The following is a 13369-nucleotide window of genomic DNA, read 5'->3' as shown; positions in this document are numbered from 1 at the left end:
CCGGCGCGGGGGCGGGCGCGCGCGCGGCGGCGGGGCGGCGCCGCGCCCCCGCCGCGCGGCGCCCCCCGGGCCTGGCGGGGGCGGGCGCGCCCGCCCCCCCCCCGCGACCACCTCCGTCAGGTGCGCCTGGCGCAGCGCGTCCTCGATGTCCGCGGCCGTGGCGTCGGGGGCGGCGTAGGTGAGGTTCTCCCGTACGGTGCCGCGCAGCAGGGTGTGGTCCTGGTCCACGTAGCCGACCAGGGACCGCAGCCGGGCCAGCGGCAGGGCGGCGGTGTCGGTGCCGCCGATGCGGATCGTGCCGGAGTCCGGTGCGTAGAGCCGCTCGACGAGCTGGAAGAGGGTGGTCTTGCCCGCGCCGGAGGGGCCGACGACGGCGGTGAGGCCGCGTTCGGGGACGGTGAACGACACCCGGTCGAGGACGGGATCCGCACGGTCGCCGTCCGGGTAGCGGAAGGACACCTCCTCGAAGCGGATCGCGTGCCCGTCGAGCCCCTCAGGACCTTCAAGCCCCTCGTGCCCCGCCACGGCCCGCTCCGCGCCGTCCGGCCCGCCGCCCCCTTCCTGCTCCTCCTGTTCGAGCCCGCCGAGTTCGCCCAGCCGGTCGACGGAGGCCCGGCCCTGCTGGAACTGGGCGATCGACATGAACAGCATGACCAGCGGCGACACCAGGTAGAACAGGTACATCATGAACGCCGTCAGATCGGCGGCGGCCATCTCCCCGGTGGCCACCCGGGCCATGCCCCAGGCGATGACCGCGGTCAGCGCCACCTGCGTGCCCACGTTCATCGCGGGGGTGAGCAGCGCCGACAGCGCCGACACCCGGATCCCGGACCGGCGCGCCCGCCCCGCCAGGACCGCGATGTGCTCGGTCTCCCGCCCCTCGGCGCGCGAGGCCTTCACGGTGGGCAGGGCGCCCATGACGCGCAACAGGGCGGAACCGAAGACGCTCGTGTCCTCCCGGTTGACGACCGATGCCCTGCGGACCTGCCGGGCCAGCAGCAGGGAGACCGCACTGGCCACGCCCAGGCAGCCGAGCGTGGTGAACAGCAGCGGCGGGTCGAGCCGGGCCATCATCACGATCCCGCCGAGCACCATGAAGGCGCTGGTGACGATCTGGGCGAGGGCCTGGGTCAGGCAGATCCGAGCCAGCGAGGTGTCGGTCACCAGCCGGCTGAACACATCGCCCTGGTCCCACCGGTGGTACGACTGCAGCCGGGAGCGCAGCAGCCGGGAGGCCAGCGTGTGCCGGATGTCGAAGACGACGTTCTCCCCGGCCCGGCCGATGGCGTACGCGTGCCCGGCGGCGAACAGGGCATCGGCCGCGAACAGACCCACGGCCAGCAGCACCGGCCCGGTCAGCGGCCGGTCCGCCGCCACCGACGTGATCATCTCGCCGATCACCAGCGGCTGGGTGAGGGTGGCCGCCGCGCCCAGCAGCCCGAGCACGATGCCGCTCAGCAGCAGGGCGCGGTGGCCGCGGGCGATGTGCCGGATGTTCACGCGGGAGCCCCGGCGCCACCGGTGCCGGCCGGGTCCGCCGCCACCGGCGCCGCCACCGGCTTCACGTACGTGCTGACGAACATGGGTGCCTGCTCGCCGTACGGGGTGCCCAGCCAGTCGGCGCTGCGGCCCTCGGGCACGAGCCCGGCCGCGCGGGCGTAGGCGTCGACCTCGTCGGGGGTGGTCAGGCGGGACAGCTCGGTGCCGACCCGGCTGCTGCCGTCCGACTCGAACCAGACGTGCGCGCAGTGCCACAGGTCGTTCTCGGGCAACAGCGTGGAGTGGGTCTGCAGGCCCGTGCCCGGCTCCGGGTACGGGATGAAGTACGAGGTGCGCGAGCGGCCCTCGTGGGCGGCGAGCACGGCGGGCTTGTTGTGGGTCTCCACGACGAACCGGCCGCCGGGCGCGAGGAGCTCCGCCGCGCGGGCCACGGCCTGCCGCTGGTCCTCGGGCGTGAGCAGCATCGAGAGGGTGGCGCAGACGCAGTAGACGAGCCCGGCCGTGCGCTCGGAGGTGTACGTACGGATGTCCGCGAGCACGGCGTCGACCGCTCCGACCGCTCCGACCGCTCCGACCGCTTCGGGAGCTTCGACACCGGCCTCCGCCTCCCCGGCCGCACGCAGCGCGGCGAGCATCTCCGGCGACGAGTCGAGCCCGGTGACGGGGGCGGCGAGCCGACGTGCGAGCGGCAGCGCGATCCGCCCGGTGCCCACGCCGAACTCGACGGTCCCGGAGGCCGGCTCGGGGTGCAGCTCGGCCAGCCGGGCGGCGGTGACGGCTGCGGACTCGTCCCGCGGGAAGAGCCGGTCGTACCAGCCCTCGAACTGGCGCCCGTACCCGATGTCCTCGACGGCGACGGCGACGGCGACGGCGACAGTGCCGGTGGCGGGCGTGGCGCTGGGATTCACGGTCACCGGCTCGGCCCCTTCCTCTTCAGCTCCACGCCTGCGGCGATGAACAGGGCGACGCCCACGGCGATCGCACTCACGGTGTCGATGACGTCGGTCGCGGTCAGGAACCCGATCACGGCGAGGCCGGCGACCAGGCAGCCGGCGACTGCGGGCTTGTGCATGGTGTTCTCCTTGGGGTCCGTGCGGACGCGCGGGTGCGTCGGCCGGGGCGTCAGGACTTGAGCATCCCGAGGGCGATGGCCCCGGCGATCACCGCGCCGATCGCGATGATGATGTAGGGCGCCATCCTCATGCCCCCACCGTGGCCGGGTCCCGCGCGTGCAGCGGGGTGTAGGGGGAGACGAAGACCATCTCGGGGCTCTGGGTGGTGTCGTAGCCGGTGGCGCGGGCCAGCGCGAACTGGAAGCCGCGGACGTCCCCGGCCGGCGCACCGCCGTCGAGGATCGTGGCGCGCAGGTACTCGGTGAGCGTGCGGTACCCGGCGGTGCGGACGACGACCGGGAACCCCTTGTCGATCACGTGCAGGATCTCGCTGCAGATGTCGAAGACCGCCTTCTCGGGACGCCGCGTCGGGAACCACGCGATCTGCCACGGTTTGCGGCCCTCGATCACGTCCACGCCCTGCCAGGGCGAGGTGGCGCCGTCGGCGCCGAGGGTGCGGTACACGAAGTGGTAGTCGTGCATGGCGGGGGTCGGTGCGAAGAAGCGCCAGTTGGGCAGCATCGAGAAGGTGTCCTTCAGCTGCATCCGGTTGAACGTCGGGTTCGGGTGCTGGATGGCGAGGGTGCTGACGAGCATGGCCGCGCCGGCGATGCGCCATCCCGCGCCCTCGCCCGTGAACAGCCCGGCGGCCGCCCGCCCGAGCGTCGTCGTCGTCATTTCCCGGTCTCCTTCCCGGTGCCGGCGGCGGCAGCGGCGCCGACGGTCACGGTGGCGCCGTCGGCCACGTCGGCGTCCGCGTCCCCCGGCCCCTGCGCGAAGAACTCCGTGATCGCGTCCGCCACCTGGTGCGCGTACCGGCTCACGGTCAGCAGCGTGTCGTGCCCGGCGCCCTCGACGACCACCGTCCGGGTGCGCCCGCCGCGGTGCGCCTCGGCCAGTTCCCGGTGCATCAGCAGCTGGTCGGGGTCGCGGTCGACGGTCTGCTGGGCCGAGACGACCAGCCCGTGCGCGCCGTCGATCGTCGCGAGCTCGCCGCGGTGGGCCCGGAAGTCGGCCTCGACCGCCTCCCATTCGCGCAGCCCCGCCTCCCACATGCGGGCGTCGGCGTACTGGGCGAAGACCTTCTTGCGGTACGCGACGGGCAGCGACTCCAGCCAGTCCGGCCGGGCCATGAGGATGCCGGTCCCCAGCCGCAGGTACCAGGTCATCTGGACGAGCGAGGTGCGCAGCCGCGTCGCGGTCTCGCTCTGCTGCGCGGAGCGGTTCAGCTCGTCGGGGTGCGAGGCGTCGAGGTAGACGACGCCGTGGACGCGGTCGCCCAGCTGCCGGGCCGCGCGCCGCGCGATCTCGCCGCCGAGCGAATGCCCGACCAGGATGACCTGCCGGCCCGGGGCCACGGCCCCGTTCACCAGGTCGACGAGGTCGTCGACGGACCGGCTCAGGGTGTGGCGGCCGGGATCCCGGTGGCGGCTGCCCGCGTATCCGGCCCGGGCGTACGTGAGGACCCCGTGCCCGGTGTCCTGGACCAGGCGCTCGGTGATCCACGCGAAGTGCTCGCTGGTGGAGACCATGCCGGCGGCGAACACCAGCACGGGCCGCCGGTCGTCGCCGGGGGAGAGGACCTCGTACTGGAGCTCGTTGCCGTGCCGCGTGGTCAGCACCCGGGAGGTGTGCCAGCCCTCGGTGGTGCGCATCCGCCGCTGCACGGCGGTGCCCACGGCGATCCCGGCGGCCGCCGTCACCAGCGCGAGCGCGACGGGCAGCGCGCGGTCGTCCCGGCCGGCGACGGCGGGGTGGCTGCGCGGGGCGGAGGTGTAGGCGACCATCGGGTGCATGGCGGTGAAGGCGGTGACGAACCGGCCCAGGCCCATGAAGTAGCCGTTGGCGAGGTGGAAGGCGGCCGCGCTCGCGATGACCGGGCGGGCCAGGCGGCCCCCGCGGGCGTAGGCCAGCGGGAAGAGGCACTCCAGGGCCAGCACCCCGTGGGTCAGGGCCTTGGCGGCCCTCGGGTGCTCCTGCGTCCAGCGGTACATGCCGGGGTGGCCGTAGGTACGGGTGCGCATCACGCCGGAGAGGGCGGAGGCGTCGCGCCACGGCTCGCCGATGAGTTTGACCCAGCCGGAGACCAGGTACGAGAGGTTGGCCTGGAGCGCCACGTACCAGAGCAGCGCGTCCTTGGCCTGCGGGGAGCGGACCAGGCGGGCCGCACCGGTGGCGCTCTGCACCAGGATCGCGACCTGGTCGGAGCCGTCGGTGCCGTAGCGGTGGCGCGGGTAGAGCAGCGCGGAACTGGTGCCGAGGAAGAGGCTTCCGGCGCCGCGCAGGCGGGAGTTGCCGGGCAGCAGCATCCCGGCGGCGACGGCCGCGCGGGTGACGTGCAGGGCGGTGGTGGTGCGGGGGCCGCTGACCGCGTCGAGCAGGCGGCGCACCAGCGGGGTGGACCCGGCCTGCACGTCCTTGACGATGTTCCAGTCGTTGAGGCCGCCCTGCCGGATCTCCTTGCGCTGGGAGAGGTACTCCAGGGACGACGTCAAGGTGGTGACGGCGGCGAGCCGTTCGGACAGGCCGAGCGCACGGTCCCGGCTCACCGGAGCGGGGCCTAAGACGGCGGAGGCGATCTTCTGGGCGAACTTCACGTGGTCTCTTTCGCAGCGGGAGGGGAAGCCGGGGAAGAGCCGGAGGACGGACAGGCCCTAGGCTGGACGGGGGCCCGCCGGGCCAGAATCCCCCTCTGGCCCGGCGGACACCCGTGTGTCATCCGGCGGTCGTCCGGTGTCAGCCGTTGCCGCGTCCGGCCTCGAAGGCGCTGACGACGGCGCAGGAGATGGCGATCCCGCCCATGAAGGCGGCGGGGGTGGCCAGCACCGGGGCGGCGAGCGGGAACACGACGCCTTCCTCGGGGATGTCCATCTCGTTCAGCACGGCGGTGACTTCGTTCATCAGGGCGTCCTTTCGTGGGGATCCGGCGGTACGGGCGCCTGCGGCGCGTACGGCCGGGTGGGATCAGGCGGCCGCAGACGGGCGGCCGGTGACGGGCTGCCGGTGACCGGCCGCCAGGCTGCCGGTGACGGCAGGTCAGCCGATGGCGCGGCCGAGCGCGTACGCGCCGCCGACCACCGTCGCGCCGCCGACGAAGGCGCCGACGGCCTTGGCGCCGCCGATCGCCGCGAGCGCGGCGGCCGGGGTGGCCAGGACGGGCGTCTGGTCGGTGCGGGCCTCGCCGGCCTGGATGGTGCCGAGGTCCAGGTTGTTGACGAAGGTGACGATCTCGGTCATGTCAGCGTCCTCTTTCAGGAGATGAAGCATCAGAAACGCGCAGAAAATGCGCAGATCCGCCTGGCGGAGGCCCCGTTGGCCGGCCCCCGTCGGCATGTGGATCAAATACCGATCCCCGCAGATCCGGCATGACGCAGATCACACTCCATCGCGCAGCGCACGCTCGTGATCACTGACGGACATCACGCCGGGCCGTGACATCTGTCATGCGAACCCATGAGGCCGCTCACTGCACAGGCCCGGGCGCGGAGTGCAAAGATCGGGTCATGAACGTCATCACCGAGCAAAATGTGATCGAGGTCACAGGCCTTTGGCGGCGCTACGGGCCGCCCGGCGACGCCGGGTTCGACGCGGTCCGCGGTGTGGACCTGACGGTGGCGCGCGGCCGGCTCTTCGCCCTGCTCGGCACGAACGGCGCGGGCAAGACCTCCCTCGTCGAACTCCTCGAAGGGCTCGCGAAGCCCGCCAAGGGGACCGTCCGGCTCTTCGGCGGCCTCGACCCGGTCCGCGACCGCGCCCGCATACGCCCCCGTACCGGCGTGATGCTCCAAGAGGGCGGCTTCCCCGGCGACCTGACGGTGCTGGAGACGGTCCGGATGTGGGCCGCCTGCACCACCCGCCCCCGCCCGTACGACGAGGCACTGGCCGTGGTCGGGCTCACCGGGCGCCGGGACGTGACGGTCAAGCACCTCTCCGGCGGCGAGAAGCGCCGGCTCGACCTGGCCCTGGCCACCCTCGGCCGCCCCGAACTGCTGTTCCTGGACGAGCCCACGACCGGGATGGACCCCGAGGGCCGGCACGACGTCTGGCGCATCATCGAGGACCTGCGCGCGGGAGGCACCACGATCGTGCTCACCACGCACTACCTGGAGGAGGCCGAACGGCTCGCCGACCAGCTGGCGATCATGCACGCCGGGCAGATCTCGACCACCGGCACGGTCGCCGAGATCGTCGCCGCCCACCCCTCCACGCTCGGCTTCCGGCTGCCGCCCCGCCTGACCCCGGCCGACCTGCCCGGGCCCGCCGTACTGCGCGCCGAGGCCGACGTCACCCCGGGCGGCCGGATCGAGCTGCGGACCGACGACCTCCAGCACACCACCACCGAGGTCCTCACCTGGGCCCGTGACCGCCAGGTCGCGTTACGGGAACTCGCCGCCAGCTCCGCCTCGTTGGAAGAAGCCTTCCTCCGGATCGCCGGCCAGACCGCGAAGGACCCCGCATGAGCACGTCCACCCCGGCCCTCGCCCACCTCGCGGCGCTGTCGCGCACCGAACTCGCGCTGTTCCTGCGCAGCAAGAGCAACCTGTTCAACGTCCTGGTCATCCCGGCCCTGATCGTCATGGGCACCACGACGATCATGAAGCAGTTCGACCTCGAGGGCGCCGGGCTCGCCATGGGCCAGGTCATGATCTCCACCTCGGCCGGCGTCGTCCTCGTCATGGCCCTGTACGCACCCCTCATCGGCACCTACGTCCTGCGCCGCGAGGAACACGTCCTCAAGCGGCTGCGCACCGGCGAAGTGGGCGACGTCGTCATCCTCGCCGCGCCCGCCGTGCCCATGGCCCTGGCCGCGCTCGTCCAGTTCGCCCTGATCGCGGGAGCCGTCGCGGCCATCGCCGGTCTCGGCCTGCCGGCCGCCCCGCACCTGGTGGTCCTCGGCATCGTGCTCGGCACCGTACTCACCGCCGCCGTCGCCGCGCTCAGCACCGCCGCCGCCCGCACCGCGGAGAGCGCCCAGGGCATCAGCACCATCGGCTTCCTGCTGCTCCTGCTCACCTCGGGCACCCTCGTACCGCTGGAGACGCTCCCCGCCGCCTTCGGCGACGTCCTGCGGTTCTTCCCGCTCACCCCCGTCATCGAACTGGTCCGCTCCGGCTGGACCGGCCGGGACGCCGGCCCCGCCGACACCCTGGTCTCCGTCGCCGTCCTGCTGGCCTGGACGCTGCTGTGCACCTGGACCGCCCGCCGGCGCTTCCGCTGGGAGCCGCGCACGTGACCCCGGCCGCGGACCCCTGCGCGGACCCGGCCGCGGACCCGGACGCGCCCGCCTCGGCGCGCTACCAGACCGACGTACGCCGGGCGACGACGTACACCCGCTGGATGCTCTGCCTGATGCCGTGGCTGCTGCTGGCCTCGCTGCTGTGGCCGCTGCTCGCGCACCTGGACACGGCGGACCGGGCGCGCCTGCCCGACGGGATCGGCTGGACGGTCGCCGCGGTCACCGCGCTGCAAGGCCTCGGTGCGACCACGGCGATCGCGTACAGCATCGGCCGGGCGAAACGCTCGGCCGTCCTGATCGCCGCCATGGCCGCGCTGACCGTCCTCGAACTGTCCCTGCTGCCCTGGGCCCACGACACCGGCCTGATCGACCACTCCCGCGGCCTGATCCTGGCCTCCATCACGGTGGCCCTCCCGCCGGCCTTCGCGCTGTCCCCGGTGCTGCCGCAGCTCCCGTACCTGGCCGTGGCGCTCGTCCAGTCCCTCGCGGCGGGCGCCCTCGCACTGACCGCCGACCGCGCCGCGGCCCCCGCCGTACTCGCCTTCACGGTCACGACCTGGGTGGTCATCGGCACGCTGATGCGCTCCTCCGTCTGGTTCCTCGCCGTCCTGTGGCAGCTCAACGCGGCCCGCGAGGCCCAGACCCGGCTGGTGGTCGCGGAAGAACGGCTTCGCTTCGCCCGCGACCTGCACGACGTCATCGGCCGCAACCTCTCGGTGATCGCCCTCAAGGCCGAACTCGCCGAACGGCTCGCCCAGAACCCGCGGGCACGGTCGGAGATGGCCCAGGTCCAGAGCCTCACCCGCGGCCTCCACCACGAGATCCGCGAGGTCGTCAACGGCTACCGCTCCACCGACCTCGCCACCGAACTCCAGGGCGCCCGCGCCATCCTGGAAGCCGCGGGCGTCGCCTGCCGCATCCGCCGCAGCACCGGATCCGCCCTCACCCAGGAAGCCCAGACGGCACTCGGCTGGGTCGTCCGCGAAGGCGTGACCAACGTACTGCGCCACTCCCAGGCCGGTACGTGCACCATCGAGCTCTCCGACACCGGCGACGGCCGCACCCGCCTGGACCTCGTCAACGACGGGACCGGCCAGCAGGCCGGACCGGCCGCCGGCAACGGCCTCGCCGGCCTCGTCGAACGCCTCGCCCCCCTCGGCGGGACGCTGCGCCACGGCCCCTCGGCCGCCCACACCTACCGACTCACCGTGCACCTGCCGACAGGGAGCAGCCGATGATCCGCGTCCTCCTGGCCGACGACGAACACCTCATCCGCGGCGCGTTCGCCGCCCTGCTCTCGCTGGAGGAGGACCTCGACATCGTGGCCGAGGCGGCCACCGGCCCCGCCGCGGTCGACATGGCCCTGCGGCACCGGCCCGACGTCGCCGTACTCGACCTCCAGATGCCCGGCAAGGACGGCGTGGCCGTGGTCGAGGAACTCACCCGGGCCCTCCCCTCCTGCAAGACCATGATCGTCACGAGTCACGGCCTGCCCGGCCAGCTCAAACGCGCCCTCACCCACGGCGTCAAGGGCTTCGTCCTCAAGACGGTCTCCGCCCACGAACTGGCCACTATCATCCGCAGCGTCCACTCCGGCAACCGCTACATCGACCCGGTCCTCGCCGCGGACGCCATCAGCGCGGGCGCCTCCCCGCTCAGCGCCCGCGAGGCCGACATCCTCTCCCTGTCCACCGACGGCGCCCCCATCGAGGAGGTGGCCGAACGCGCGGCCCTGGCCCCGGGAACCGTCCGCAACTACCTGTCCTCGGTCACCACCAAACTGGGGGCCGAGAACCGCCACGCGGCAGCCCACCTGGCCCGCCAACGCGGCTGGATCAACTAGTGCGACGGGTGCGGCGAAACTTTTTCCCGACCCCTGTCACACCCTTCGCCCCCGATCCGTCAGTGCTGTGAAGGCGAGCGCAGACGACGCGAAGGAGTCCGTCATGACGAACACCCCGATCTCCCGGATGCAGAACCCGGCCGAGTTCGTGCCCGAGATGGCCGACATCAGTGCGGCCCTCTTCAAGGCCACCGGCAACCGCTCGGTCCCGCGCACCACGATGAGCCTCGTCCACCTGCGCGCTGGGCAGATCGTCGGCAACACCTACCTGACGATCCTGAACACCGCGTTCCTGCGCAAGGCCGGGGAGACCGAGGAGCGCATCACCGCCGTCTCCTCGTGGCACGACGCCCCGTACTTCGACGACGCCGAGCGCGCCGCCCTCGCACTGGTCGAGGCCACCCTCCGGCCGGCCCCGGCCGGCCGGGAGCGGGTCACCGACGAGCTGTACGCGGAGGTGGCCCGGCACTACGACCAGAAGGCGCTGGCGACCCTCACCATCGCGATCGGCCAGATCAGCTTCTTCATCGCCCTGGCGGTCATCGGCAAGCCCGCCCCGGTCACCTCGCTCGCGGCCGAGCAGTGGGACTGACGGGCCCGCAGACCGTCCCGGGCGGCCTCACGACGCCGTGACGAAGAGGAGGGCGGCGCTGAGGACGACCGTGACCGCCGTGGCGAAGTGGATGCCGAAGGCGGCCGCCTTGGTGCCGCCGTGCCGGAGTACGACCCAGGTGTCGCCGAACGGGGTGACGGAGACCGCGAGCATGTACCAGGCCAGCGCTTCGGCGTCGGCGAACACCAGCAGGGCCAGGCCGATCAGGCCGGAGGTGAAGTCGCGCAGGCCCTTGACGGTCAGGTACGCGGGATCGCCGTCCTGGCGGGCGGGGACTCCGTAGCCGGCGGCCGCGGCCTGCGGGGAGAGGAGGAACCGGGCGCCGATCACGAGCACGAGGACGATGAGGACGGCGGCCAGGCCATAGGCGAGGGAAGCGAGCACGGCAGGTCTCCTTCAAGGATTTCTAGCACTGCTAGGAACAGAAACAACGCTAGCAGTGCGCTGCGAGAATTTCTAGCGCTGCTAGAATCTCTGCCATGACCATCCAGACGCGCCGCGAGCGCGAACGAGCGGAACGGGAACGGCTCATCGTCACGGCGGCGCGGGAGCTCGCCGAGTCGGAGGGCTGGGAAGCGGTGACGACCAGGCGGCTCGCCGAACGGGTCGAGTACAGCCAGCCCGTCCTCTACAGCCACTTCAAGGGCAAGGGCGCGATCATGGCCGCGGTCGCGGTGGAGGGATTCGCCGAACTGGCCGCCGACCTGCGGGCGGCACGCACCGCGGCGCCCGACCCGCGCACCGCGCTGGCCCGGGTCAGCGCCGCGTACGCGGCCTACGCCGAGCGGCGGCCCGCGGTGTACGACGCCATGTTCAGCCACGCCGTCGATCTGCCGTTCGCCACACCGGACGCGCCCGCTTCCCTGCACGCCGCGTTCGGGGAACTGGCCGAGACGGTCGGCCCCCACGCGGGGGAGGACCACCCGGGCGTACTGACGGAGACCTACTGGGCCGCCCTCCACGGCCTGGCCACCCTCATGCGCGGGGGCCGGCTGCCCCGCGCGGCACACGAGGAACGCCTCGCCCTGCTCGTCCGCCACTTCTCCGGCGCCTGATCCGGCCGACGCGCCCGGGGCCCGCCCCGTCGGCACCGACCACCGCGACGGGCTCCGCACGCACCTCGGGCGCGTCGTCCCCGCCGAACGCGAAACGCCCACGAGTCGCCTTACCGGTCGGGCGGTCGGGCGGGCGGTGGGACGGGCGGGCGGTCGAGGCACGTCATGGCCCATCTCCCCCTACGGCGGTGCCCTCAAGGCGGACGAGCGGCCGGATGAGGGTGCCGTCGCTGACGTCGTCATGGTTGTGACGCCCGCGGCGGACCCGCGTGAGATACCCGTCGCTCCCCGGATCGGATCGCGCAGCAGCATCACGAGGATCGGGTGCGCTTCGTACCGAACGTCCATACGTCCCACACCAGGCAGCCCGGAAGCACGCCGAAACCTGCCCGGCGAAGCCCTGCGAGACCCACATTCCATAAGTGCCACTTCGCCAGGGCCCGTACGGACATCGAACTGCCGTGCCCCAGCGGGACGTGCCCGCCGTCAACGGCACGTGCGCATCGACAGCGCCGACTCGGCCGGCCCCTGCCAGACCGGACGATCACAAGTTCGAGCAGGTGGAACGCACCGTGCCCTTCGGACATCTAGCAGTGCGGCGGGGGCCCGTAAGGCCATCGCCGCACGACATCGGCACAGTGTGAACGGCAAGGCGGGGCTGGGATGAAGGCAATCAAGGTGGCGGGCGGAACCCCGGAGGATCCGGATCTGGCGGGAACCACGACCGCGGCGAGGGTATCTGACGCCACGTCCACGGACCCCGACGCCGCGGACGTCACCGAGCCCCAAGCCGAACTCCCCACCGAGGCCCCCGAGCCGGAGCCTGCCGCAGAAGCCGACGAAGGCGGCGCGCCCGACAGCCGCACCCCAACCAATCCCAAAACCGGACCCAAGGTCCAGGCCGACGCCCCTGCCGGCGCCGAAGCCGAGGGCAAGCCCGAGCCCGAGGCCGGTGCCGAAGCCGAGCCCGCGGACGGATCCGAGGGCAAGCCCGAAGCCGGTGCCGACGCCGAGCCCGTGGCCGAGGCCGGGTCCGAGCCCGAGGCCGGCCCGGACAAGGAGGCCAAGGCCGCGACGTCTGCTGCCGCCGCCGGCTCGGAACCCGCAGCGGCCCGCGCACCCAAGCCCGAGAACGAGGCTCGACCCACCCCTGCGCCCAAAACATAAAAAACACCCGACGCAGACGCACCCGGCGACGAAATCGAGCCGGGGTCCGAGCCCGAAGCCGGTGCCCGTGCCGAAGCCGAGCAGGAACCGGAGCCCGATTCCGAGGACAAGCCCGAAGACGAGGCCGGTGCCGGTGCCGAGGCCGGCGTTGAGGACGAAGCCGAACAGAAGCCGGACTCCGAGCCCGATACCAAGGCCGGGTCCGAGCCCGAGCCCGAGGCCGGCCCGGACAAGGAGGGCAAGGCTGCGACGTCCGCTGCCGACGCCGGCGCGGAGCCCGCAGCGGCCCGCGCACCCAAGCCCGAGAACGAGGCTCGACCCACCCCTGCGCCCAAGGCGTCGTCCGCACCCGGCGACGAACCCGAGCCCGCCCCCCGACCCGCTGGCGACACCACAAAGGACCCGGAGCCCGAACCGGAGCCGGGCGTCGAGCCCGACGAGAAGCCCGACGGCACGCTCACGCTCACCAAGCCCAAGCCCGCGAAGCGCGCCGACACACAAACCGACGAAACCACCAAGGCCGAAGGCGACGACACCCGCACCGTCACGTTCCGCGCGCCCGCCGCCGACCCCAAGCCGGACGGCCGCAAGGCGCCGACATGGGCGCGGCCGGAGGAGGCGGGCAAGGACAAGCAGGACGAGGGCAAGCGGGACACGGGCAAGCAGGACAAGGGCAAGCAGGACAAGGGCAAGGAACAGGAGAAGCACGACCCGGAGCGGACCAGCCAGCTGGTCGCCCTCAAGCCCCTCGACGTACCGCCGCGGCCCCCCCCCCCCCCCCCCCCCCCCCCCCCCCCCCCCCCCCCCCCCCCCCCCCCCCACCCCCCCCCCCCAACCCCCACC

General features: G+C 73.1%; 15 protein-coding genes. 7 read left to right on the top strand and 8 right to left on the bottom strand.

The window, feature by feature from the left end:
* The 7 genes from ACFXA3_RS07815 to ACFXA3_RS07785 all read right to left on the bottom strand — a co-directional run.
* A partial coding sequence (locus ACFXA3_RS07815) for an ABC transporter ATP-binding protein (RefSeq protein WP_385183466.1) occupies positions 1–1500 on the bottom strand: 1500 nt, incomplete at its 3' end.
* The gene (locus ACFXA3_RS07810; protein WP_385183484.1) at positions 1497–2408 is read right to left on the bottom strand and encodes a class I SAM-dependent methyltransferase; all 912 of its coding nucleotides are present in this window, start codon (positions 2406–2408) and stop codon (positions 1497–1499) included. The genes ACFXA3_RS07815 and ACFXA3_RS07810, both read right to left, overlap by 4 nt.
* Before the next feature lie 2 nt (positions 2409–2410).
* Entirely contained in the window at positions 2411–2572 is a 162-nt protein-coding gene (locus ACFXA3_RS07805; protein WP_385183463.1) for a hypothetical protein, read from the bottom strand.
* Positions 2573–2699: 127 nt separating this feature from the next.
* Positions 2700–3290 (bottom strand): hypothetical protein, encoded by a 591-nt coding sequence (locus ACFXA3_RS07800; protein WP_385183459.1) that lies wholly within the window; start codon positions 3288–3290, stop codon positions 2700–2702.
* Entirely contained in the window at positions 3287–5209 is a 1923-nt protein-coding gene (locus ACFXA3_RS07795) for an alpha/beta fold hydrolase (RefSeq protein ID WP_385183456.1), read from the bottom strand. The genes ACFXA3_RS07800 and ACFXA3_RS07795 overlap by 4 nt, the downstream gene beginning before the upstream one ends.
* Positions 5210–5348: 139 nt before the next feature.
* Entirely contained in the window at positions 5349–5513 is a 165-nt protein-coding gene (locus ACFXA3_RS07790; RefSeq protein ID WP_385183453.1) for a hypothetical protein, read from the bottom strand.
* A gap of 135 nt (positions 5514–5648) precedes the next feature.
* A complete protein-coding gene (locus ACFXA3_RS07785) occupies positions 5649–5849 on the bottom strand; it encodes a hypothetical protein (protein ID WP_385183450.1) in 201 nt (66 codons plus the stop codon).
* A 266-nt stretch (positions 5850–6115) separates the two neighbouring features.
* Between ACFXA3_RS07785 and ACFXA3_RS07780 the strand changes: the two genes are divergently transcribed.
* From ACFXA3_RS07780 to ACFXA3_RS07760, 5 genes are all read left to right on the top strand, one after another.
* Positions 6116–7072 carry an ABC transporter ATP-binding protein gene (locus tag ACFXA3_RS07780; RefSeq protein WP_385183447.1) on the top strand — a complete coding sequence of 319 codons (957 nt, stop codon included), beginning with the start codon at positions 6116–6118 and terminating at the stop codon, positions 7070–7072.
* Entirely contained in the window at positions 7069–7845 is a 777-nt protein-coding gene (locus ACFXA3_RS07775; RefSeq protein WP_385183444.1) for an ABC transporter permease, read from the top strand. Before ACFXA3_RS07780 ends, ACFXA3_RS07775 begins: the two co-directional genes overlap by 4 nt.
* Positions 7842–9086, top strand: a complete 1245-nt coding sequence (locus ACFXA3_RS07770; protein WP_385183442.1) for a sensor histidine kinase — start codon at positions 7842–7844, stop codon at positions 9084–9086. Before ACFXA3_RS07775 ends, ACFXA3_RS07770 begins: the two co-directional genes overlap by 4 nt.
* Positions 9083–9691, top strand: a complete 609-nt coding sequence (locus ACFXA3_RS07765) for a DNA-binding response regulator (protein WP_385183440.1) — start codon at positions 9083–9085, stop codon at positions 9689–9691. The genes ACFXA3_RS07770 and ACFXA3_RS07765 overlap by 4 nt, the downstream gene beginning before the upstream one ends.
* Before the next feature lie 103 nt (positions 9692–9794).
* Positions 9795–10283, top strand: coding sequence for a carboxymuconolactone decarboxylase family protein (locus ACFXA3_RS07760; protein WP_385183437.1), 489 nt, complete (start codon positions 9795–9797; stop codon positions 10281–10283).
* Positions 10284–10310: 27 nt separating this feature from the next.
* Here the strand turns inward: ACFXA3_RS07760 and ACFXA3_RS07755 are convergent, their stop codons facing one another.
* On the bottom strand, positions 10311–10688 hold the full coding sequence (locus tag ACFXA3_RS07755) for a DUF4267 domain-containing protein (RefSeq protein ID WP_385183434.1): 378 nt from the start codon (positions 10686–10688) through the stop codon (positions 10311–10313).
* Between the two features lie 95 nt (positions 10689–10783).
* On the opposite strand from ACFXA3_RS07755, the gene ACFXA3_RS07750 reads away from it, so the two are divergent.
* Positions 10784–11359, top strand: coding sequence for a TetR/AcrR family transcriptional regulator (locus ACFXA3_RS07750; protein ID WP_385183431.1), 576 nt, complete (start codon positions 10784–10786; stop codon positions 11357–11359).
* A 663-nt stretch (positions 11360–12022) separates the two neighbouring features.
* Complete coding sequence (locus ACFXA3_RS07745; protein ID WP_385183429.1) at positions 12023–12526, top strand: hypothetical protein; 504 nt, start codon at positions 12023–12025, stop codon at positions 12524–12526.
* Positions 12527–13369: the final 843 nt, after the last annotated feature.

Source organism: Streptomyces sp. NPDC059456 (assembly GCF_042750055.1).
Lineage (GTDB): Bacteria > Actinomycetota > Actinomycetes > Streptomycetales > Streptomycetaceae > Streptomyces.
This window is presented reverse-complemented; position numbering and strand designations above follow the sequence as displayed.

Coding starts and splice junctions, on each gene's coding strand:
- ACFXA3_RS07805 (WP_385183463.1), bottom strand. CDS start 2,572: ATGCACAAGCCCGCAGTCGCCGGCTGCCTGGTCGCCGGCCTCGCCGTG.
- ACFXA3_RS07800 (WP_385183459.1), bottom strand. CDS start 3,290: ATGACGACGACGACGCTCGGGCGGGCGGCCGCCGGGCTGTTCACGGGC.
- ACFXA3_RS07790 (WP_385183453.1), bottom strand. CDS start 5,513: ATGAACGAAGTCACCGCCGTGCTGAACGAGATGGACATCCCCGAGGAA.
- ACFXA3_RS07785 (WP_385183450.1), bottom strand. CDS start 5,849: ATGACCGAGATCGTCACCTTCGTCAACAACCTGGACCTCGGCACCATC.
- ACFXA3_RS07780 (WP_385183447.1), top strand. CDS start 6,116: ATGAACGTCATCACCGAGCAAAATGTGATCGAGGTCACAGGCCTTTGG.
- ACFXA3_RS07775 (WP_385183444.1), top strand. CDS start 7,069: ATGAGCACGTCCACCCCGGCCCTCGCCCACCTCGCGGCGCTGTCGCGC.
- ACFXA3_RS07765 (WP_385183440.1), top strand. CDS start 9,083: ATGATCCGCGTCCTCCTGGCCGACGACGAACACCTCATCCGCGGCGCG.
- ACFXA3_RS07760 (WP_385183437.1), top strand. CDS start 9,795: ATGACGAACACCCCGATCTCCCGGATGCAGAACCCGGCCGAGTTCGTG.
- ACFXA3_RS07750 (WP_385183431.1), top strand. CDS start 10,784: ATGACCATCCAGACGCGCCGCGAGCGCGAACGAGCGGAACGGGAACGG.
- ACFXA3_RS07745 (WP_385183429.1), top strand. CDS start 12,023: ATGAAGGCAATCAAGGTGGCGGGCGGAACCCCGGAGGATCCGGATCTG.